Source organism: Bacillus sp. FSL W8-0920 (assembly GCF_038593215.1).
In the GTDB taxonomy this organism is placed as follows: domain Bacteria; phylum Bacillota; class Bacilli; order Bacillales; family Bacillaceae; genus Bacillus; species Bacillus pumilus.
The window spans coordinates 1,672,492-1,692,717 of the sequence record NZ_CP151974.1; the positions used below are offsets into that span (position 1 = coordinate 1,672,492).

The following is a 20,226-nucleotide window of genomic DNA, read 5'->3' on the forward strand; positions in this document are numbered from 1 at the left end:
AGGACGTGTACGCTTTGAAGTCAGAGAGAAAAGCAGAAATTATTGCAGTCGGTTCCGAACTTTTACTAGGGCAAATTACGAATACGAATGCACAATTCATCAGCAAACAGCTGGCTGAAATTGGTGTGAATGTTTATTACCATACAGCAGTTGGTGACAATCCAGAGCGTTTAAAAAGGGCCATTCAAGTGGCGCAGGAAAGATCGAATTTTATTATCTTCTCAGGTGGTCTTGGACCAACGAAAGATGATTTAACAAAAGAAACCATCGCGAGTACGCTTGGAAAAGAGCTCGTGCTAAATGAAGAAGCATTTGAATCCATTCAAGAATACTTTCGAAAGACTGGACGAGACATGTCACCGAATAACCGGAAGCAGGCACTCGTCCTAGAAGGATCTGATGTGCTCGTGAACCGGTTTGGAATGGCTCCAGGTATGTTTATTCAAGAAAACGATACGTTTTATATGCTTCTTCCTGGTCCGCCAAGTGAACTGCATCCAATGTTTGAGAACGAGGCGAAGCCGCTGATATCTGAGAAACTGGATTTGAAGGAAAAAATCGTGTCTGTTGTTCTTCGCTTTTTCGGAATCGGTGAATCACAGCTTGAAACAGACCTAGAAGATTTAATTGATGCTCAAACCAACCCAACGATTGCACCTCTCGCATCTGACGGTGAAGTGACACTTAGGCTCACGGCTAAGCATAAGGATGAAAAAGAAACGGAGCGTCTGTTAAAAGAGACGGAAGCGAAAATTTTAGCGCGTGTAGGAGAGTACTTCTACGGGTATGGTGATACATCACTTGTCCGTGAAGCCTCCAAGGCCCTGCACGAACACGGGAAAACAGTGGCAGCGGCTGAGAGCCTGACAGGAGGAATGTTTTCTGAATGGCTGACAGATCTTGAAGGTGCATCGTCGATTTTAAGCGGCAGTATCGTTTGTTATACAAACCAAGTCAAACAGCAGGTGCTTGGCTGCCGTGAGGAAACATTGTCTTCTCATGGTGCTGTTAGCAAAGAGTGTGCTTTAGAGCTTGCTGAAGGTGCTAGAAAGCTTACGGGAAGTGATATTGGCATTAGCTTTACGGGTGTAGCAGGCCCTGATACCCACGAGGGACAGCCTGTCGGAAAAGTGTTCATCGGGCTATCTACGAAAGACCATACAGACGTGTTTGAATGGATGTTTACAGGAAGCCGGTCGGGCATTCGAAAGCGCGCTGTGAAATACGGTTTGCATCACTTGCTCAATTTATTAAAAGAAAGTTAATTTTGTTTTTTGTTAGGTTTACTCCTTTATAAAAGAGTGTTTTTTCTAATAGAAATCACTCTTTTCTTAAAAATCTGCCAAGAAAAAATCGAATATGTGTTCGTTTTTTTCTTGGCAAATGACGTGAAACAAGGTATAGTATAGATAGTGGAATTGATAAAGGAGGAAACAATAGAATGAGTGATCGTCAAGCAGCCTTAGATATGGCTCTTAAACAAATAGAAAAACAGTTTGGTAAAGGCTCTATTATGAAACTAGGAGAGCGAACAGATACACGTATTTCAACAGTACCGAGTGGTTCGTTAGCACTTGATACTGCACTAGGAATAGGTGGATATCCTCGTGGCCGTATTATTGAAGTATATGGTCCAGAGAGTTCTGGTAAAACGACAGTAGCACTTCATGCCATTGCCGAGGTTCAGCAGCAGGGAGGACAAGCTGCATTTATTGATGCAGAGCATGCGCTCGATCCAGTTTACGCTCAAAAACTAGGTGTCAATATTGATGAGTTGTTACTTTCTCAGCCTGATACAGGAGAACAAGCACTTGAAATTGCAGAAGCTCTTGTCCGCAGTGGTGCAGTTGACATTGTTGTTATTGACTCAGTAGCTGCTCTTGTACCAAAAGCAGAGATTGAAGGAGACATGGGTGATTCACACGTTGGTCTACAAGCACGTTTGATGTCCCAAGCACTTCGTAAACTATCTGGTGCCATTAATAAATCAAAAACCATTGCCATCTTTATTAACCAAATTCGTGAAAAAGTTGGAGTCATGTTCGGTAACCCTGAAACAACGCCAGGTGGACGTGCGCTGAAGTTCTATTCATCTGTTCGTTTAGAAGTGCGCCGTGCTGAACAGCTGAAGCAGGGCAATGACATTATGGGGAATAAAACGAGAATTAAAGTAGTGAAAAACAAAGTAGCACCGCCATTCCGTATTGCAGAAGTAGACATTATGTACGGTGAAGGAATTTCAAAAGAGGGCGAAATCATCGACCTTGGAAGCGAACTAGATATCGTACAAAAGAGCGGTGCTTGGTATTCTTACCAAGAGGAACGTCTTGGACAAGGCCGCGAAAATGCGAAACAGTTCCTGAAAGAAAATAAAGATATCATGCTAATGATTCAGGAGCAAATTCGCGAACATTACGGCTTGGATAATAACGGAGTAGCGCAGCAGGAAGCTGAAGAGGCGCTAGAAGAATTAGAATAAAAATAAAATCAGTATGAAATGATACAAAAGGCTGGGTGAAAAAACTCAGCCTTTTTTATTTTGCAAAAAACTTTCGACAACTTTTTCAGTACTTCATCCGTCTAAAATATAAAATGGAATTTATTTTGGGGGGAAAAGGTAATGACAAGCCCAACCCGCAGTAGAACTGCAAAACGCAGACAGAGAAAACCAAATCAGAGGGGAAAACTTGTGCTTGTTTTTTTAGCAGCGATGATTTACTTAACGATGTGGAATGTGCTTCATCGAAATAGTGAAGAGAACAACCCGTTTCAACAAACTGCAGCAGCTTCAAGTACTAGCCAGAAAAAAGAAGTCAAAAAGAAAACCGTCAAAAAATCAGAGGAACAAATCAAAACAGTAGACCGCAATCAAAATATCAGCAGCTATTTAAATGAGATCGGTTTCAGCGGAACAGCCATGATGGTTAAAAATGGAGAAATCGTAACAAATAAAGGTTTTGGTTATGCAGACCGTAAACAAAAAATTCAAAATAATCCATTGACATCTTTTTATGTCGGTTCGTCACAAAAAGCGCTGATAGCAACCGCTATTTTGCAGCTTGAGGAAAAGGGGAAACTTCAGACAAGTGATCCGGTAAGCATGTATTTACCTCATTTCCCTAACGGACAAAAGATTACCTTGAAAAATCTGCTTACACATACATCGGGAATAAACGGACATATTGAAGGAAACGGCGCAATTACTCCGGACAATTTAATAAAAGATATAGAACGTCAGGGAATTAATCGTCAGCCGGGCGTATGGGAATACAAGGATTCCAACTATTCTGTTCTTGCTTATATTGTTGCTAAAGTAAGCGGTGAGTCCTATGAACAATATATAACGAATCATATTTTTAAACCGGCAGGAATGACGCATGCAGGTTTTTACAAAACATATGAAAAAAACCCTTATCCTGCTGTAGGGTATAAACTGAAAGGCGGCAGAATGATTACACCGTATATGCCTGATCTATCTCAGCTGTATGGTGCTGGAGATATTTATATGAGTGCTATAGATATGTGCAAATTTGACCAAGCACTGATAGACGGCAAACTGTATTCGCAGAAGAGCTATAAAAAGATGTTTACGCCAGGAAGTAGCTCCACATACGGAATGGGATTTTATGTTGCTCCCGGCAGCTATTCAAACCATGGTGTCATGCCGGGTTTCAACATTTTGAACAGCTTTAGCAAATCTGGACAAACCATTGTTGTATTGTTGTCAAACATTCAAAATAACACGAAACTGGGCCAAGTGAACAATATAATATATCAGCTGCTGAATCAAGAATAATTCTGATCTGCTTTTGCAAACGTTAAGATAGCAAGCTTGACAAGTATTTCCGACACAATTACAATGGAAATGTATCACTTGTTTTTCTTAACATGATTGATAACTAATTTAAACTTGACAAGGGCAGTGAGGATCTCATTCCCTGTGAAGGCCCTGTATGTTGAGACACAAAACAATGTACATGCCGACACTTTATTTGTAAAACCAAGTTCATAGCAAGAGGAGGTGAAAATATGTCGCCTACGATGTTTACGATCATCTCCATTTTGCTGAGCCTAATCTGTTTAGTTGTTGGCTACTTTGTTCGTAAAACCATTGCAGAAGCAAAAATATCCGGCGCAAGAAACATGGCCGAACAAATTGTTGAGGATGCAAAGCGTGATGCGGAAGCATTGAAGAAAGAAGCGCTCTTGGAAGCGAAAGATGAAATTCATTCCTTTCGTGTAGAGGCGGAGCAAGAAGTTCGTGAAAGACGTAATGAGCTTCAAAGACAAGAAAACCGTTTACTTCAAAAAGAGGAAAATCTTGATCGCAAAGATGAATCTTTAGATAAACGGGAGTCCCTGTTGGAGAAGAGAGATCATTCTCTGAATGAACGACAACAACATATTGAAGAGATGGAAAGCAAAGTGGATGATATGATTCGTTTGCAGAAAGCCGAGTTGGAACGTATTTCAAGTTTAACTCGAGATGAAGCGAAACAAATCATTCTGGATCAAGTTGAAAATGAGCTTTCCCACGACATTGCAGTCATGACGAAAGAATCTGAAAACCGAGCGAAAGAAGAGGCTGATAAAAAGGCGAAAAATATTCTTTCACTTGCGTTACAGCGTTGTGCAGCTGATCATGTAGCTGAAACGACGGTATCTGTAGTCAATCTTCCAAATGATGAGATGAAAGGTCGTATTATCGGACGTGAAGGACGAAATATCCGTACGTTAGAAACGTTAACAGGTATTGACTTGATCATAGATGATACACCTGAAGCTGTTATCCTATCGGGTTTTGATCCGATTAGACGTGAAACAGCGAGGATAGCTCTGGACAAGCTAGTCCAGGATGGCCGCATTCATCCTGCACGAATTGAAGAAATGGTGGAAAAATCACGCCGTGAAGTCGATGATTATATCCGTGAGATGGGTGAGCAAACGACATTCGAAGTCGGAGTTCACGGTCTGCATCCGGATCTCATCAAAATTCTCGGTCGCTTAAAATTCCGTACAAGTTATGGACAAAATGTCCTGAAGCATTCAATTGAGGTTGCACATCTTGCAGGTCTCATGGCTTCAGAGCTTGGAGAAGATGCAAAGCTTGCAAAACGAGCAGGTCTTCTGCATGACATTGGAAAAGCCATTGATCATGAAGTAGAAGGAAGCCACGTAGAAATTGGCGTTGAGCTTGCGACGAAATATAAAGAGCATCCTGTTGTCATCAACAGTATTGCCTCTCACCACGGTGACCAAGAACCGACATCTATTATCGCTGTTCTTGTTGCGGCAGCAGATGCATTATCTGCAGCACGCCCTGGTGCACGAAGTGAGACGCTTGAAAATTACATTCGGAGACTTGAGAAATTAGAAGATATCTCTGAATCTTATGAAGGTGTTGAAAAATCGTTTGCGATACAGGCTGGACGTGAAGTACGTATTATGGTGAAGCCGGATTCAATTAATGATCTTGAAGCTCACCGTCTAGCAAGGGATATTCGTAAGCGGATTGAGGACGAGCTCGATTACCCTGGTCACATTAAAGTGACGGTCATTCGAGAAACTCGCGCAGTAGAGTATGCAAAATAGAGCGGTGCGCTTAGCGCCGCTTTATTTTTTTGTGTAAATATGCAACACTGATAAGAAGTCAATTTATAAGAGAAAGGGTTCAAAGCGCATGAAAATATTATTTGTTGGAGATATTGTCGGTTCACCTGGACGAGACACACTGAAAGAATACTTGCCAAAGCTAAAGAAGAAATATCAGCCCCACTTTACCATTGTCAATGGAGAAAATGCTGCTCATGGAAAAGGGATCACTGAAAAAATCTATCATGAACTGCTGCAAGCAGGAGCTGACGTGCTCACAATGGGCAACCATACATGGGATAAAAGAGACATTTTTGATTTCATTGATGACGCAGCCAACATGGTTCGTCCGGCGAACTTCCCAGAAGGTACACCTGGTAAAGGTCTTACGTTTATCAAAAAACAAGGGAAAGAATTAGCCGTCATCAACCTGCAAGGACGTACTTTTTTACCCCCACTTGACTGCCCATTTCAAAAAGTAGACGAGTTAATTGCGGAAGCATCTAAACGTACACCGTTCATTTTTATTGATTTTCATGGTGAAGCCACAAGTGAAAAGCTAGCGATGGGCTGGTATACAGACGGCCGTGCATCATGTGTCGTTGGAACGCATACACATGTTCAAACAGCAGATAACCGCGTTTTGCCAAAAGGAACTGCGTATATTTCAGATGTGGGAATGACAGGACCTTATGATGGCATTTTAGGTGTTGATCGGGAGACGATTATTAAACGATTCAAAACGAGTCTTCCAGTCCGTTTTGAGATTGCGGAAGGACGCACGACATTAAGTGCAGTAATCGTAGAAATTGACGAACAGTCGAAAAAAGCTGTCAAAATTGATCGAATTTTGATAAATGATGACCATATTTTCTTTGAATAAATGTTCACATATTTATTTCAGAAAAATATTAATCAGAAAGAAGGAATATGCGCCCTCTATCGTGAATATAGTAAAAATGGTAGGTAGCCTGCTATTTTTGAAAAACATTTTGGGGATGGATTTTCAAAAAATAGCATCATCTAACAAAGATTGTTCTAATGAACACTCACTTATCCATTGTAAATTTAAGGGGGAGCAGAAATGGAAATTTTAAAAGTGTCAGCAAAGTCAAATCCGAATTCAGTAGCAGGAGCATTAGCAGGCGTTTTACGTGAACGCGGTGCAGCGGAAATACAAGCAATCGGCGCTGGAGCGCTGAATCAGGCGGTCAAGGCTGTAGCCATAGCAAGGGGATTTGTTGCACCAAGTGGAGTGGATTTGATATGCATTCCAGCCTTTACTGACATTCTTATCGATGGAGAAGAAAGAACAGCCATCAAATTGATTGTTGAGCCACGATAATTCTAATTTTATTATTTTCAACCTGCTTACATCATGTAAGCAGGTTGTTTTTGTTTACCACTATACATTTCTTATATAACATATTCAGTTCATGAAATAGATAAAAATGACATATTAGAGCTTGCATTTTTTCACCATGATGATAAATTAAGATTAAGTTAAAAATACTTCATCAAAAATAAATATTTAAGTAGGTGAAATAATGGTTGAAGCTTTTTTGAAAAGAGGAAAGCTTGTTTTTATTTTATTTTTTATTGTTCTCATTGCTGGCGGCTATTTATTTACGCAGCTTCCTAAGCGAGAACTGCCAGAATTCCAAGCGAATATCGTCACGATTTCCACCGTGTTCCCAGGTGCGGATGCAAAACAGGTGGAAAGTGATGTAACCAATAAGCTCGAATCAGCCATATCTGATATCAATGGTGTAGAGAAAACGAGCTCTGTTTCTGCCATTGGGTTTTCAAATATTGTGCTTGAAATTGATGATCAAACCGACTTTCAAAAGGTGGCAAGTCAAATTAAGAACGAAACCACAAGTGCTGCGTCGTCCTTTCCTGATGGAGTGATGGAGCCTGATGTAAAGGATGAGTTTGGCAGCGTGCCGGTTGGTTCTTATATGGCTGTGGCAAGTCAATCAGCAGACTTAGCAAAAAGTCAGGAATCGCTGCGTGCGTTGAAGGAAAAGGTTGAGGACATCAATGGGGTAGACAGTGTCGTCATCAAAGGATTCAATGACAAACAAGCGGTATTAAACTTAGATTCAAGTAAACTGGAGGATGAAGGGTTAAGTGTAACGGATGTCACAAATGCCATCAATCAGGAATTTGACACATCTCCACTAGGCGACATTCGGACAGGCGGTGAGAAGGTTAAGCTGTCCATCGATGCCTACGACCGTTTGAATCAAGTGAAAAAGCTTGAGCTTTTCTCCAAAACGAACCGTGAACCGGTCACAATCAGTCAGCTTGGCAGCTTAAAAGAAGTAGAAAAAGAGAAAAGTGACATTGTGTCGTATAACGGAAAGCCTGCCTATTCATTTACAGTCAATATCAAACCAGGGCTTGATATTCCTAAAATGTATGACAAAGTCAGTGATGTTATTGAGAAAGAGAAGCAGCTTCCAAGTGGTGTCGAGTGGGTAAACTACTATTCACAAAAAAGTGAAGTGGATGCCATTTTTAATGATTTGATAAAAGAAGCCATTGTTGCGGTCATCGCTGTTATTGTTGTCACCACACTTGGTCTGACCATTGGCGGTGCGTTCATCGTTTCACTTGCCATCCCATTATCAATCACAATCGGAACGATTCCGCTGCCATTTTTACAAGTGGACCTCAATCAGATATCGATTATCGGATTTATCATTGCCCTAGGAATACTTGTCGATGATGCCATTGTCGTCAACGATAATATTTTAAGGCAAATGAAAAAATATGAAAGTCCGCTGAAAGGAACGATTGCAGGGGTCAAAGAAGTTGCAGGGTCTATTTTGACCTCAACACTTGCGGTTGTGTTTGCTTTCTTGCCACTTGTTTTCCTATCAGGTGCAAACGGTTCATTTATACGAGCATTACCGTCTGTCCTCGTAACGACTGTACTTGCGTCTATGGTAATTTCTCTGACACTAGTGCCAGTCTACCAATATACCGTGAACCGAAAAAGACAGAACAAGAAAATTCAAAAAGAGCCAGGATTCCTAGGCAAACCGTTAAAAAAATTAGCTGATTTTTATGCAGACCGTGTGCTGACGAACATTGTGAAGCGTCCGCTGCTTATTGGCTTTAGTGGTTTGCTTGTTGCAACGCTTGCCTTTTTATTGATTTTCGTCACACCATTTGAATTTTTCCCTGCAGCGAATAAGAAAGAAGTGGTTGTCACTGTCACACTTCCAAGTGAAACAACATTAGACAAAACAAATGAAACATTAGAGAAAATAGAACAAGAGATGAAACAGCAGAAAGGCATTGAAGAGACGACGATCTTTGCAGGCGGCGGTGTACCGAACCTGTTTAATGAAAGTATCTCAAATGCAAGTGATCATACTGGTCAGGTTGTCGTGAGAGTAGACAATGATCAGATGACGAGTAAACAATTGATCGATCGTATGACAGAGCCATTGCGTAAGAAATTTAAAGATGCTGATATCTTTATGAAAACCATTGTTCAAGGACCTCCAACTGGTGCACCTGTGACAGTAACCATTGCGGGTGACTCTTTTGCAAAGCTCATTGATGTCAAAGAAACGCTCACAAGTGAAATGAAAGAAAAAGGAGCGAGCTTGATCACTGACGATGTCAATCAGCCGGTAAAAATGATCTCCTTTGAACTAAACCGTGACCGAATGGCAGAGGATGGCCTCAGCGCTCAGCTTGTCAGCAGACAGCTCGGTCTTGTGACAGAAGGCATGCCATTAGGCAGCTTTAAACAAGGAACAAAAGATATCGATTTAGTGGTCAAACAGGATGTAGGTACACATCAAAATGGATTAAAGCTAAAAGAAATAAAAGTGCCTGTCAATTCAAATGAAGGCGGTATGCCTTCACTCGAGCCACTTAGCCGATATGTAAAAGAAAAAGAAACAGAGCAGTACGAAAGCATTCCACATGAAAATGGAATTCCGACCATTACGCTGAAGGCGTACCCTGGCACGTCAGAGTCGTTTAAAGACGACATGAAAGAAGTCGTCGATCAAGTAGGAAAAACAGATGCAGCGAAGGATCTAGCTATTTCTCAAGGCGGAGAAAATGAAGATCAAACCAAGTTCTTTATTGAAATTAGTCTCTTATTTGGGGTTGTCTTGCTTCTCATTTATGTGACCATCGCTTTCCAGTTCAATTCATTGATGCTTCCACTATTAGTTCTAGGAACGGTTTACTTAGCGATATCTGGAGCTGTTATCGGACTATTTGTCACACAAACACCGTTCAGCTTTATGGCAACAATGGGAATTGTCTCATTAGCTGGTATCGTGGTCCGAAATGCGGTTGTCTTGTTCGAGTTTATTGAGCAGCGGCGTAAGCAGGGATTCGATCAACAGACAGCTGTCATTGAAGCGGGAAGAGCAAGGATTAGGCCAATTTTACTAACAGCATTTACGGCACTTGTTGCCCTAATGCCTGTAGCATTAAGTAATGATCCGCTCTTTAAGCCGCTGGCAATCTGCATTGTATCGGGTGTCTTTTTCTCAACAATTTTGACACTATTAATTGTGCCAGCCTTATATATTGCCGTTTCAAAAAGACGGTGAATCAAAAAGTAAATCTCCTTTTCTATGGGGATTTGCTTTTTTTTTAGAAAAATATCCAAAAAAATATGTGGAGTGTTCATTTGTCTTTTTACAGTAGACAATGGTATTTACGACGAAAATAAGACGTGTTAAAATCTCAGTGGGAGAAGTTTTTTAACAAAGGGGTTGTACGTCATGTGTGGAACGATGAAAGCAATTGTTAAAAAAGAAAGCGCTTACGGAGCGGTGCTGATGGAGATGCCGATTCCAGAAATCAATGATCACGAAGTATTGATTCAGGTGAAAGCCACTTCGATATGCGGAACAGACGTGCATATTTACAATTGGGATGACTGGGCAAAGGGAAGAGTTAAAGCGCCCTACATTTTTGGACATGAATTTACAGGGGAAGTTGTCAAGACGGGGAAGCAAGTCTCACGTGCAAAAGTAGGGGATTTTGTATCGGCAGAGACACATGTTGTATGTAATCAGTGCTCTATGTGTTTAACAGGTCAACAGCACTTGTGCAATGAAACGAAAATTTTAGGAGTAGACATTGACGGCTGTTTTGCTGAATATGTCAAAGTACCTGAACAAAATGTGTGGCACAATCCAGCTCAAATGCCAGTAGAGCTTGCGTCTATTCAAGAGCCGCTTGGCAATGCGGTTCATACAGTGCTGCACACACCTGTTTCAGGTAAGTCAGTGGCGATTTTTGGCTGCGGACCAATCGGTTTAATGGCGATCGCCGTCGCGAAAGCTTCCGGTGCTGTCCAAGTGTTTGCTGTCGATCAAAACGAATACAGGCTGAATCTTGCCCAGAAAATGGGAGCAGACCATATCGTGGATATTGGAAAAGATGATCCTGTTGAGGTGATTAAGCAGTTCACGCGGATGGAGGGGGCAGATGTGATATGCGAGATGTCAGGACATCCAGTTGCCATTAATCAAGCTCTCGAAGCTTGTGCAAATGGAGGGAAAATCAATATACTAAGCTTGCCAGAACGACCAGTGACAATTGACATTACGAATCAAATTGTTTTTAGGGGATTAACCGTGCAAGGGATCACGGGGAGAAAAATGTTTGAAACGTGGCGTCAAGTATCTGAGTTATTAAGAACAAATACCATCGATGTCAAGCCAGTTGTCACCCATACACTACCATTTGAACAGTTCGAAAAGGGATTTGAACTCATGAGAAATGGGATGTGCGGAAAGGTCGTACTGATGATGCCATCAAATCAAAGGGGGAAGAAATGATGAAAGAATTCACGTATTTACAAGATGAACTGGAAACAATGAAGCAGCAAGGCACTCACCAAACATTGAAAGAGATTGACTCAAAACAATCATCCACTGTGACATTAAATGAACAACCTGTCATACAGCTCTCCTCAAATAACTACTTAGGCCTCACCTCACATCCAAGGCTGATGAAAGCGGCAAAAGAGGCCATTGATCAATTCGGTGCTGGTACGGGGTCGGTACGAACGATCGCTGGCACAATGACGATGCACGAACGTCTTGAAAAAAAGCTCGCTGCATTTAAAAAGACCGAGGCAGCCCTTGTATTCCAATCAGGCTTTACGACCAATCAAGGGGTCTTATCAAGTATCCTGACAAAAGATGATATTGTGATTTCAGATGAACTGAATCATGCCTCAATCATTGACGGCATTCGGTTAACAAAAGCAGATAAAAAAGTATATGGTCATTCCAATATGGAAGAGCTTGAGAAAATTTTAAAGAAATCTATGAATTACCGCGTTCGTCTCATCGTCACAGACGGTGTGTTCTCGATGGATGGAGATATTGCGCCACTTCCTGAGATTGTCAGGCTCGCAGAAGCATATGATGCATTTGTGATGGTAGACGATGCACATGCCTCGGGCGTGCTTGGTGAAAATGGCCGCGGGACAGTCAACCATTTTAAACTCGACGGCAGAGTGCATATTCAGGTTGGGACACTTAGTAAGGCTGTCGGAGTGCTCGGCGGCTATGTAGCGGGATCAGCCGTTTTGATTGATTATTTAAAGCATAAAGCAAGACCGTTTTTATTCAGCACCTCACATCCGCCAGCTGTGACTAGAGCGTGTGAAGAAGCGATTGAAGTGCTGTTAGACGAACCAGAGCGAATTAGCACGCTCTGGGAAAACGCCGCCTATTTCAAAGAAAAAGTCGTCAGCCTTGGATTTCAAGTTGCTCCGACAGAAACACCCATTATTCCAATCATGATTGGAGACGAAGCTCTTACGTTTCGCTTTTCAAAGGCTTTAATAGACCGAGGCGTGTTTGCCCAGGGCATCGCTTTCCCAACTGTAGCAAAAGGAAAAGCGAGAATTAGAGCCATCATCACAGCAGAGCACACAAAAGAAGAACTGGACCGTGCACTGACGATCATCGAAGAAGAAGCAAAAAAACTGAACATACTTGATTGAGAGAGCGCAGGCTCTCTTTTTTTAATAAAGAGATTGGCTGTGACCTTCTTGCTGAATAGCCATTTTTTATAGAAAAACTGTATATGAATTTATTTTCAATTCATCACAAAATAGTCTATACTGTAGGGTGGAGCTTGGTTTGAAAGGAGTACAAATTCATGAATGAAGAGCAGAGAAAAGCGAGCGGACAAGTAAGTTCATCGGACAAAAAATCCGAGAAGGACTATAGCCAGTATTTTGAAGCTGTGTACATTCCGCCTTCCTTAAAAGATGCAAAAAAACGGGGTAAAGAAGAAGTCGAATACAATCAATTTCAAATTGACGAGCGTTTTCAAGGGTTAGGAAACGGGCGCAAGTTTTATATTCGCACATATGGCTGTCAAATGAATGAGCATGACACAGAAGTGATGGCTGGTATTTTTATGGCGCTTGGTTATGAACCGACAAACTCAACGGAGGATGCAAATGTCATCTTATTAAACACTTGTGCAATTCGTGAGAATGCGGAAAATAAAGTGTTCGGAGAGCTTGGTCATTTAAAAGCATTAAAGCGTGAAAAGCCAGATTTAATTTTAGGTGTCTGCGGATGTATGTCTCAAGAGGAATCTGTCGTCAACCGTATTTTGAAGAAACATCCATTTGTTGATTTGATTTTCGGTACACACAACATTCACCGCCTGCCAGAGCTGTTATCTGAATGCTATCTTTCAAAAGAAATGGTCATCGAGGTTTGGTCAAAAGAAGGCGATGTCATTGAAAACCTTCCGAGAGCCCGCCAAGGAAAAATTAAGGGCTGGGTGAATATTATGTACGGTTGTGATAAATTCTGTACATACTGTATCGTCCCTTACACACGCGGTAAAGAAAGAAGCCGCCGCCCTGACGAAATTATTCAAGAGGTCAGACGTTTAGCGGCAGAAGGATATAAGGAAATTACCCTTCTTGGTCAAAACGTGAATGCGTATGGAAAAGATTTTGAAGACATGGAATATGGTCTTGGACACTTGATGGATGAGCTGCGTAAAATCGATATTCCGCGTATCCGTTTTACAACAAGCCACCCGCGTGACTTTGACGATCACTTAATTGAAGTGCTTGCTAAGGGTGGGAACCTTCTCGATCATATTCATTTGCCAGTTCAATCCGGCAGTTCTTCTGTCTTGAAGCTTATGGCGAGAAAATATGACCGTGAGCGTTACCTTGATCTTGTGCGCAAAATCAAAGAAGCGATGCCAAATGCTTCATTAACAACGGATATTATTGTTGGGTTCCCAAATGAGACAGATGAGCAGTTTGAAGAAACACTTTCCCTCTATCGCGAGGTTGAGTTTGACGCTGCTTATACGTTCATTTACTCTCCAAGAGAAGGAACACCAGCAGCGAAAATGCAAGACAACGTGCCAATGCATGTGAAAAAAGAACGTCTGCAGCGCCTGAATGCCCTCGTGAATGAAATTTCTGCGAAAAAAATGAAGGAATATGAAGGGCAGACTGTCGAAGTATTAGTAGAGGGTGAAAGTAAAAACAATCCTGAAATCCTAGCCGGATATACAAGTAAAAGCAAGCTTGTGAATTTTAAAGCACCAAAAGAAGCGATTGGCAACATCGTCAAAGTGAAAATCACACAAGCCAAAACTTGGTCTCTTGACGGAGAAATGGTTGGAGAAGCTATCGAGGTGAATTAAAATGACGCTTTATTCAAAAAAAGAGATTGTCGAGCGCGCAAGAGAGCTCGCTAAAATGATTTCTGAAACAGAAGAAGTTGATTTCTTCAAGAAAGCAGAAGCGCAAATCAATGAAAATACAAAAATTTCAACGATTATTAACCAAATTAAGGCGCTTCAAAAACAAGCTGTAAATTTAAAGCATTACGGCAAACATGAAGCCTTAAAGCAAGTGGAAGAAAAAATCGATGCCCTGCAAGAAGAACTGGATGAAATCCCAGTGATTCAAGAATTCAAAGAATCACAAGTGGAAGTCAATTCCCTGCTTCAGCTCGTAGCGCATACGATTTCTAATCAAGTAACAGATGAAATCATTCTTTCAACCGGCGGTGACCTCTTATTAGGAGAAACCGGTTCAAAAGTGAAAAACTCATCACCAAGTTGCTCCATTAAATGAGAAAACCCCGCAAATGCGGGGTTTTTTGTTTTGCTATCATCATTTTTTGAAAGAACAAAAATCACACTTCCCATTCTACTTCTTGTTTCGTCACCCCAAAATCTCTCACTCTCCAACTTTTCCAATTTTCAAGGCAAGTTTATGGGCGACCATGCATACACTGAAACAGAAATGAATTTAATTGAACATGAAGTTCAAAATCGTGACACACTAGACGAATGCCCAGCATAAGATAAAACGATCAAGAACAAGGAGGCATGCCGGAATGTCTGAATACAGAGAAATTATTACAAAAGCGGTGGTTGCAAAAGGGAGGAAATTCACCCAAAGCACACACACCATTTCTCCATCGCAAAAACCAACCAGCATCCTAGGTGGTTGGATCATTAATCATAAGTATGATGCTGAAAAGGTCGGTAAAACTGTTGAGATTGAAGGAACCTTTGATATTAACGTATGGTATTCTTACGCTGATAACACAAAAACAGAAGTCGTCACAGAACGGGTGAAATATGTAGACATCATCAAACTAAGATATAAAGATAAAAATTTCCTTGATGATGAGCACGAAGTGATTGCAAAAGTACTGCAGCAGCCGAATTGTCTAGAAGTGACCATTTCTCCAAACGGCAATAAAATTATCGTTCAGGCAGAGCGTGAATTCATTGCTGAAGTGGTAGGAGAAACAAAAATTGTTGTAGAGGTCAATTCAAGCTGGAAAGAAAAAGATGATCATGAGTGGGAAGAAGAGGTGGATGAGGAGTTAGAGGATATTCATCCAGAATTCCTAGCGGGTGATCCAGAAGAGTAATTGATGACTAGGGCGCATATCCCCCTAGTTTTTTTGTGTCCTATCTAGGAGAAAAAAGGTGATTTTTTATGCTATAATGAAAGATGGTATGAATTCGAATGTAATATAGTGAGGGATTAGAAATATGGCAAGTTATACGCCCATGATACAGCAATATTTAAAAATCAAGGCAGAGTATCAAGATGCCTTTTTATTTTTTCGCTTAGGCGATTTTTATGAAATGTTTTTTGATGACGCAAAAGAAGCGTCACAAGAATTAGAAATCACGCTAACAAGCAGAGATGGCGGGACCATACCAATGTGCGGTGTTCCTTATCATTCTGCTTCTGCATACATAGAACAATTGATTTCAAAAGGCTACAAGGTCGCGATTTGTGAGCAGGTGGAAGATCCTAAAACGGCAAAAGGTGTAGTCAAAAGAGAAGTCGTTCAACTCATTACACCAGGTACGGTGATGGATGGTAAAGGCTTAAGTGAAAATGAAAACAACTTCATTGCCTCTGTGACAAAGTTTGAAAATGGATATGGACTTGCACTTTCCGATTTATCTACTGGTGAAAACATGGCGGCTTTCATTGATCGATTAGATGAAGTCGTGTCTGAAATTTATTCTGTCGGTGCAAAAGAAATTGTGGTGTCAAAGCAGCTGGATGAGGAAACAGTCAAGACCTTAAAGGATCGGTGCCAAGCGACCATTTCATACGAAGATAGTGATGAATTGATCGATGAAGCTGAGCGGCTCGTGTCTCGCCTGAGTGAGCAACTAAGATCGGCCTTTTTGACATTATATGCTTATTTAAGAAGAACGCAAAAAAGAAGCCTCGATCACCTTCAGCCAGTTCAAGTGTTTGAGCTCGAACAAACAATGAAAATTGATCTTTACTCAAAACGAAATCTTGAATTAACAGAGACGATCCGCTCAAAAAGCAAGAAGGGCTCTTTGTTATGGCTGTTAGATGAAACAAAAACAGCGATGGGTGGAAGGCTGCTCAAGCAATGGATCGACCGGCCGTTAATTCGTCTTTCGCACATTAAAGAACGCCAGGAAATGGTGCAAATTCTCATGGACCATCTCTTTGAACGAGAGGATCTGCGTGAACGGTTAAAGCAAGTATATGATCTCGAACGTTTAGCGGGCCGCGTCGCATTTGGCAACGTAAATGCCCGTGATCTCATTCAGTTAAAGGAATCCTTAAAACAAGTACCAGCCATTAAAGAGCTTGTGCACTCACTGCCAGAGGAAATGGCAAAATCAAGAGCGAATGCGATTGATCCTTGTGGTGACTTGCTTAATTTATTAGAAGATGCACTTTATGAAAATCCGCCGATGACGATAAAAGAAGGCAATTTGATTAAAGATGGCTACAATGCAAAATTAGATGAATACCGTGATGCCAGCCGAAACGGAAAGGACTGGATTGCACGTCTTGAACAGCAGGAAAGAGAATATACCGGCATTCGCTCCTTAAAAGTCGGGTTTAATAAAGTGTTTGGTTATTATATCGAAGTGACACGCGCAAATACACATCTGCTGGAGGAAGGCCGTTATGAAAGAAAACAAACGCTTGCCAATGCAGAGCGGTATATCACACCTGAATTAAAAGAAAAAGAAGCACTGATACTTGAAGCAGAATCAAATATCAACGAATTGGAATATGAACTATTTACAGCTCTCAGGGAGCAAGTGAAAGGTTATATTCCTAGATTACAGCTGCTTGCAAAACAAATGAGTGAGCTGGATGCGCTTCAATGCTTTGCGACTGTCAGTGAAAAACGCCGTTATATCCGTCCAGAATTCTCAGAGGATGAGGTATATGTCATAGATGGTCGTCACCCAGTCGTTGAAAAAGTGATGGATCACCAGGAGTATGTACCGAATGACTGCCATATGGGAAATGGCCGGCAAACCTTACTCATTACTGGACCAAATATGTCAGGGAAAAGTACGTATATGAGACAAATGGCGCTTATCTCCATTCTTGCGCAAATTGGCTGCTTTGTGCCGGCATCGAAGGCGACTCTTCCGATCTTTGACCAAATCTTTACACGCATTGGGGCGGCAGATGATTTGATTTCTGGTCAGAGTACTTTTATGGTAGAGATGCTCGAAGCAAAAAATGCGATGGTGCATGCAACGAAAAACAGCTTGATTTTATTTGATGAAATTGGACGCGGGACAAGCACCTATGATGGAATGGCTCTTGCGCAGGCGATCATTGAATTTGTTCACGATCATATTGGTGCCAAAACGCTTTTTTCCACACATTATCACGAACTGACAGTTCTTGAATCTCAATTAAGCGAGCTGAAAAATGTCCATGTACGTGCTGAAGAGCATGAGGGCACGGTCGTTTTCTTACATCAAATCAAAGAGGGTGCAGCTGATAAAAGCTATGGTATTCATGTAGCGCAGCTTGCTGAATTGCCTGATGCGATCATCGATAGGGCCCAGACCATTTTGACGGAGCTTGAGAGCGGATCACATGAAGTGACCCCGCACGTATCTGCAGCTCCAAAAACAGAAAAGGCAGAGGAAAAGCAGCAGCTTTCTTTCTTTGAAGTAGAAGAAAAACCGCAAACCAAACCAGTTCTAAAACAGAAAGATCAAGCGGTGATCGAGGAATTAAAGTCATTCAATCTAATGGATATGACTCCGCTCGAAGCGATGACTAAGCTATATGAATTGCAAAAGAAATTATAATGTAAGGTGAGGTGAGCAAAATGGCAAAGATTATTCAGTTATCCGATGACCTATCCAATAAAATTGCTGCAGGTGAAGTAGTCGAGCGTCCAGCTTCTGTCGTAAAAGAGCTTATGGAAAATGCAATCGATGCAAGTAGTACAGTGATTGAAATCGATGTAGAAGAAGCAGGTCTTTCTTCTATTAGAATGATTGATAATGGTGTTGGAATCGATGCTGAAGATTGTAAGCTCGCCTTTCAGCGCCATGCAACGAGTAAAATCAAAGATGAAAATGACCTGTTCCGTGTCAGAACGCTCGGTTTCAGGGGAGAGGCGCTGCCAAGTATCGCATCTGTCTCTCATCTAGAAATGAAAACAAGTACTGGTGAAGGAGCTGGAACGCACCTGGTGCTGCAAGGCGGAAAGATCATTTCAGAGAAAAAAACCTCTAGTCGCCGCGGTACCGAGATCGTCGTTACCAACTTATTTTACAATACACCGGCCCGCCTAAAATACATGAAAACCGTTCATACGGAGCTTGGCAATATATCAGATGTCGTCAATCGAATTGCGCTGGCTCACCCAGAAGTATCGATTCGCTTGCGTCATCAAGGAAAAGTCCTGCTTCAGACGAATGGAAACGGGGATGTGCGGCATGTGCTTGCGGCCATTTACGGGACAGCTGTTGCGAAAAAAATGGTGCCGCTTCACGTGCAATCACTTGATTTTGAAGTGAAAGGATATATCTCCTTGCCAGAAGTGACAAGGGCATCACGGAATTATATGTCTTCTGTTGTAAACGGCAGATATGTTAAGCATTTTCCGCTCGTGAAAGCGGTCCATGAAGGGTATCACACGCTGCTACCGATTGGCCGCCACCCGATTACATTTATAGAGATGAAGATGGACCCCATTTTAGTGGATGTGAACGTTCATCCTTCGAAGCTTGAAGTGAGACTTAGTAAAGAGCAGGAACTTCATGAGTTAATTAAGCAAGGAATTAAGGACGTATTTCAAAAGCAGCAGCTCATTCCAAGTGCTTCGGTGCCAAAGAAAGCACCAATGCCAGCGATCAAAAATGAGCAGCAATCCTTAACCTTTGATGCGAAAAAAGGAAACACAAGCGAGGTGGAAACGCCGCTATCCTATCAGCCGGAGCCGCTCGAATCGGTCTTATATGAGACAAGCCATACCGAAGCATACGGAATGCCTAATCAAGAGAAGACGGAACCATCATCACCAGTATTTTATGAAGAAGCCTCATCTGAGCGAGTTCAGTTAGAGGAATCCGCCGCTTCACTAGAATATGAAGAGTCAGAACTAAGAGAAGATGCTGCAGAAGCCATTTCAGAAAACGAACGCGTCCCTGTGATGTATCCCATCGGACAAATGCACGGCACATATATTTTGGCTCAAAATGAACGTGGGCTTTATATTATTGATCAGCATGCGGCTCAGGAGCGAATCAAGTATGAGTATTATCGTGAGAAAGTAGGAGAGATCAAACAGGAAGTACAAGAAATGCTCGTCCCATTAACATTCCATTACTCGAAAAACGATATGCTGATTATTGAAGAGCATAAAGAGATACTAACGAAAGTGGGTGTCTTCTTAGAGCCTTTTGGTTCAGGAAGCTACATTGTACGGTCGCATCCGCAGTGGTTTCCAAAAGGAGAAGAGGCTGAACTGATCGAAGAGATTATTGAGCAAGTGCTGGATGAGAAACGTGTAGATATCAAAAAATTAAGAGAAGAAGCGGCAATCATGATGAGCTGCAAAGGCTCTATCAAAGCAAATCGTCATTTGCGAAATGATGAAATCAAAGCCCTATTAGATGAACTCAGGCAGACAAAGGACCCTTTCACTTGTCCGCACGGCCGGCCGATCATCATTCATCACTCGACATATGAAATGGAGAAAATGTTTAAACGGGTCATGTGATCAAATAAAAGAAGACAAAGGGCTAAAATAAAAATCATTTTAGCCCTTTGTCTTCTTTACAGCGTGATAG

General features: G+C 41.6%; 14 protein-coding genes. All 14 read left to right on the plus strand.

The window, feature by feature from the left end:
* Nucleotides 1–14: 14 nt before the first annotated feature.
* The gene (locus NSS78_RS08275; RefSeq protein WP_034620034.1) at nucleotides 15–1,265 is read left to right on the plus strand and encodes a competence/damage-inducible protein A; all 1,251 of its coding nucleotides are present in this window, start codon (nucleotides 15–17) and stop codon (nucleotides 1,263–1,265) included.
* A gap of 176 nt (nucleotides 1,266–1,441) precedes the next feature.
* Complete coding sequence (gene recA / locus NSS78_RS08280) at nucleotides 1,442–2,479, plus strand: recombinase RecA (protein ID WP_050944976.1); 1,038 nt, start codon at nucleotides 1,442–1,444, stop codon at nucleotides 2,477–2,479.
* Nucleotides 2,480–2,620: 141 nt separating this feature from the next.
* Complete coding sequence (locus NSS78_RS08285) at nucleotides 2,621–3,796, plus strand: serine hydrolase domain-containing protein (protein ID WP_137054611.1); 1,176 nt, start codon at nucleotides 2,621–2,623, stop codon at nucleotides 3,794–3,796.
* Nucleotides 3,797–4,029: 233 nt separating this feature from the next.
* Nucleotides 4,030–5,592, plus strand: coding sequence for a ribonuclease Y (gene rny, locus NSS78_RS08290; protein WP_003211958.1), 1,563 nt, complete (start codon nucleotides 4,030–4,032; stop codon nucleotides 5,590–5,592).
* Between the two features lie 88 nt (nucleotides 5,593–5,680).
* Nucleotides 5,681–6,475, plus strand: coding sequence for a TIGR00282 family metallophosphoesterase (locus tag NSS78_RS08295; protein ID WP_003212177.1), 795 nt, complete (start codon nucleotides 5,681–5,683; stop codon nucleotides 6,473–6,475).
* 201 nt (nucleotides 6,476–6,676) lie between these two features.
* Nucleotides 6,677–6,937: a stage V sporulation protein SpoVS gene (gene spoVS / locus NSS78_RS08300; RefSeq protein ID WP_003211281.1), complete on the plus strand. Its 261-nt coding sequence runs from the start codon at nucleotides 6,677–6,679 to the stop codon at nucleotides 6,935–6,937.
* Between the two features lie 202 nt (nucleotides 6,938–7,139).
* Nucleotides 7,140–10,184, plus strand: a complete 3,045-nt coding sequence (locus NSS78_RS08305; RefSeq protein ID WP_342468329.1) for an efflux RND transporter permease subunit — start codon at nucleotides 7,140–7,142, stop codon at nucleotides 10,182–10,184.
* Between the two features lie 174 nt (nucleotides 10,185–10,358).
* Nucleotides 10,359–11,423, plus strand: a complete 1,065-nt coding sequence (gene tdh / locus NSS78_RS08310; RefSeq protein WP_327840698.1) for an L-threonine 3-dehydrogenase — start codon at nucleotides 10,359–10,361, stop codon at nucleotides 11,421–11,423.
* Nucleotides 11,420–12,601 (plus strand): glycine C-acetyltransferase, encoded by a 1,182-nt coding sequence (locus NSS78_RS08315; protein WP_106032963.1) that lies wholly within the window; start codon nucleotides 11,420–11,422, stop codon nucleotides 12,599–12,601. Before tdh ends, NSS78_RS08315 begins: the two co-directional genes overlap by 4 nt.
* Before the next feature lie 158 nt (nucleotides 12,602–12,759).
* Nucleotides 12,760–14,286 (plus strand): tRNA (N6-isopentenyl adenosine(37)-C2)-methylthiotransferase MiaB, encoded by a 1,527-nt coding sequence (miaB, locus tag NSS78_RS08320; RefSeq protein ID WP_012010025.1) that lies wholly within the window; start codon nucleotides 12,760–12,762, stop codon nucleotides 14,284–14,286.
* Between the two features lies 1 nt (nucleotide 14,287).
* On the plus strand, nucleotides 14,288–14,722 hold the full coding sequence (locus tag NSS78_RS08325) for a RicAFT regulatory complex protein RicA family protein (RefSeq protein ID WP_003211238.1): 435 nt from the start codon (nucleotides 14,288–14,290) through the stop codon (nucleotides 14,720–14,722).
* Between the two features lie 265 nt (nucleotides 14,723–14,987).
* On the plus strand, nucleotides 14,988–15,533 hold the full coding sequence (cotE, locus tag NSS78_RS08330; protein WP_003212450.1) for an outer spore coat protein CotE: 546 nt from the start codon (nucleotides 14,988–14,990) through the stop codon (nucleotides 15,531–15,533).
* Nucleotides 15,534–15,657: 124 nt separating this feature from the next.
* The gene (mutS, locus tag NSS78_RS08335) at nucleotides 15,658–18,234 is read left to right on the plus strand and encodes a DNA mismatch repair protein MutS (protein WP_327840701.1); all 2,577 of its coding nucleotides are present in this window, start codon (nucleotides 15,658–15,660) and stop codon (nucleotides 18,232–18,234) included.
* Nucleotides 18,235–18,254: 20 nt separating this feature from the next.
* The gene (mutL, locus tag NSS78_RS08340) at nucleotides 18,255–20,156 is read left to right on the plus strand and encodes a DNA mismatch repair endonuclease MutL (protein WP_327840703.1); all 1,902 of its coding nucleotides are present in this window, start codon (nucleotides 18,255–18,257) and stop codon (nucleotides 20,154–20,156) included.
* The last annotated feature ends 70 nt before the right edge of the window (nucleotides 20,157–20,226 follow it).

Bases quoted from the DNA above. Each gene is read 5' to 3' on its own strand.
- miaB (WP_012010025.1), top strand. From the start codon at position 12,760: ATGAATGAAGAGCAGAGAAAAGCGAGCGGACAAGTAAGTTCATCGGAC.
- NSS78_RS08295 (WP_003212177.1), top strand. From the start codon at position 5,681: ATGAAAATATTATTTGTTGGAGATATTGTCGGTTCACCTGGACGAGAC.
- NSS78_RS08285 (WP_137054611.1), top strand. From the start codon at position 2,621: ATGACAAGCCCAACCCGCAGTAGAACTGCAAAACGCAGACAGAGAAAA.
- tdh (WP_327840698.1), top strand. From the start codon at position 10,359: ATGTGTGGAACGATGAAAGCAATTGTTAAAAAAGAAAGCGCTTACGGA.
- NSS78_RS08315 (WP_106032963.1), top strand. From the start codon at position 11,420: ATGATGAAAGAATTCACGTATTTACAAGATGAACTGGAAACAATGAAG.
- NSS78_RS08325 (WP_003211238.1), top strand. From the start codon at position 14,288: ATGACGCTTTATTCAAAAAAAGAGATTGTCGAGCGCGCAAGAGAGCTC.
- mutL (WP_327840703.1), top strand. From the start codon at position 18,255: ATGGCAAAGATTATTCAGTTATCCGATGACCTATCCAATAAAATTGCT.
- recA (WP_050944976.1), top strand. From the start codon at position 1,442: ATGAGTGATCGTCAAGCAGCCTTAGATATGGCTCTTAAACAAATAGAA.
- cotE (WP_003212450.1), top strand. From the start codon at position 14,988: ATGTCTGAATACAGAGAAATTATTACAAAAGCGGTGGTTGCAAAAGGG.
- rny (WP_003211958.1), top strand. From the start codon at position 4,030: ATGTCGCCTACGATGTTTACGATCATCTCCATTTTGCTGAGCCTAATC.
- mutS (WP_327840701.1), top strand. From the start codon at position 15,658: ATGGCAAGTTATACGCCCATGATACAGCAATATTTAAAAATCAAGGCA.
- spoVS (WP_003211281.1), top strand. From the start codon at position 6,677: ATGGAAATTTTAAAAGTGTCAGCAAAGTCAAATCCGAATTCAGTAGCA.
- NSS78_RS08305 (WP_342468329.1), top strand. From the start codon at position 7,140: ATGGTTGAAGCTTTTTTGAAAAGAGGAAAGCTTGTTTTTATTTTATTT.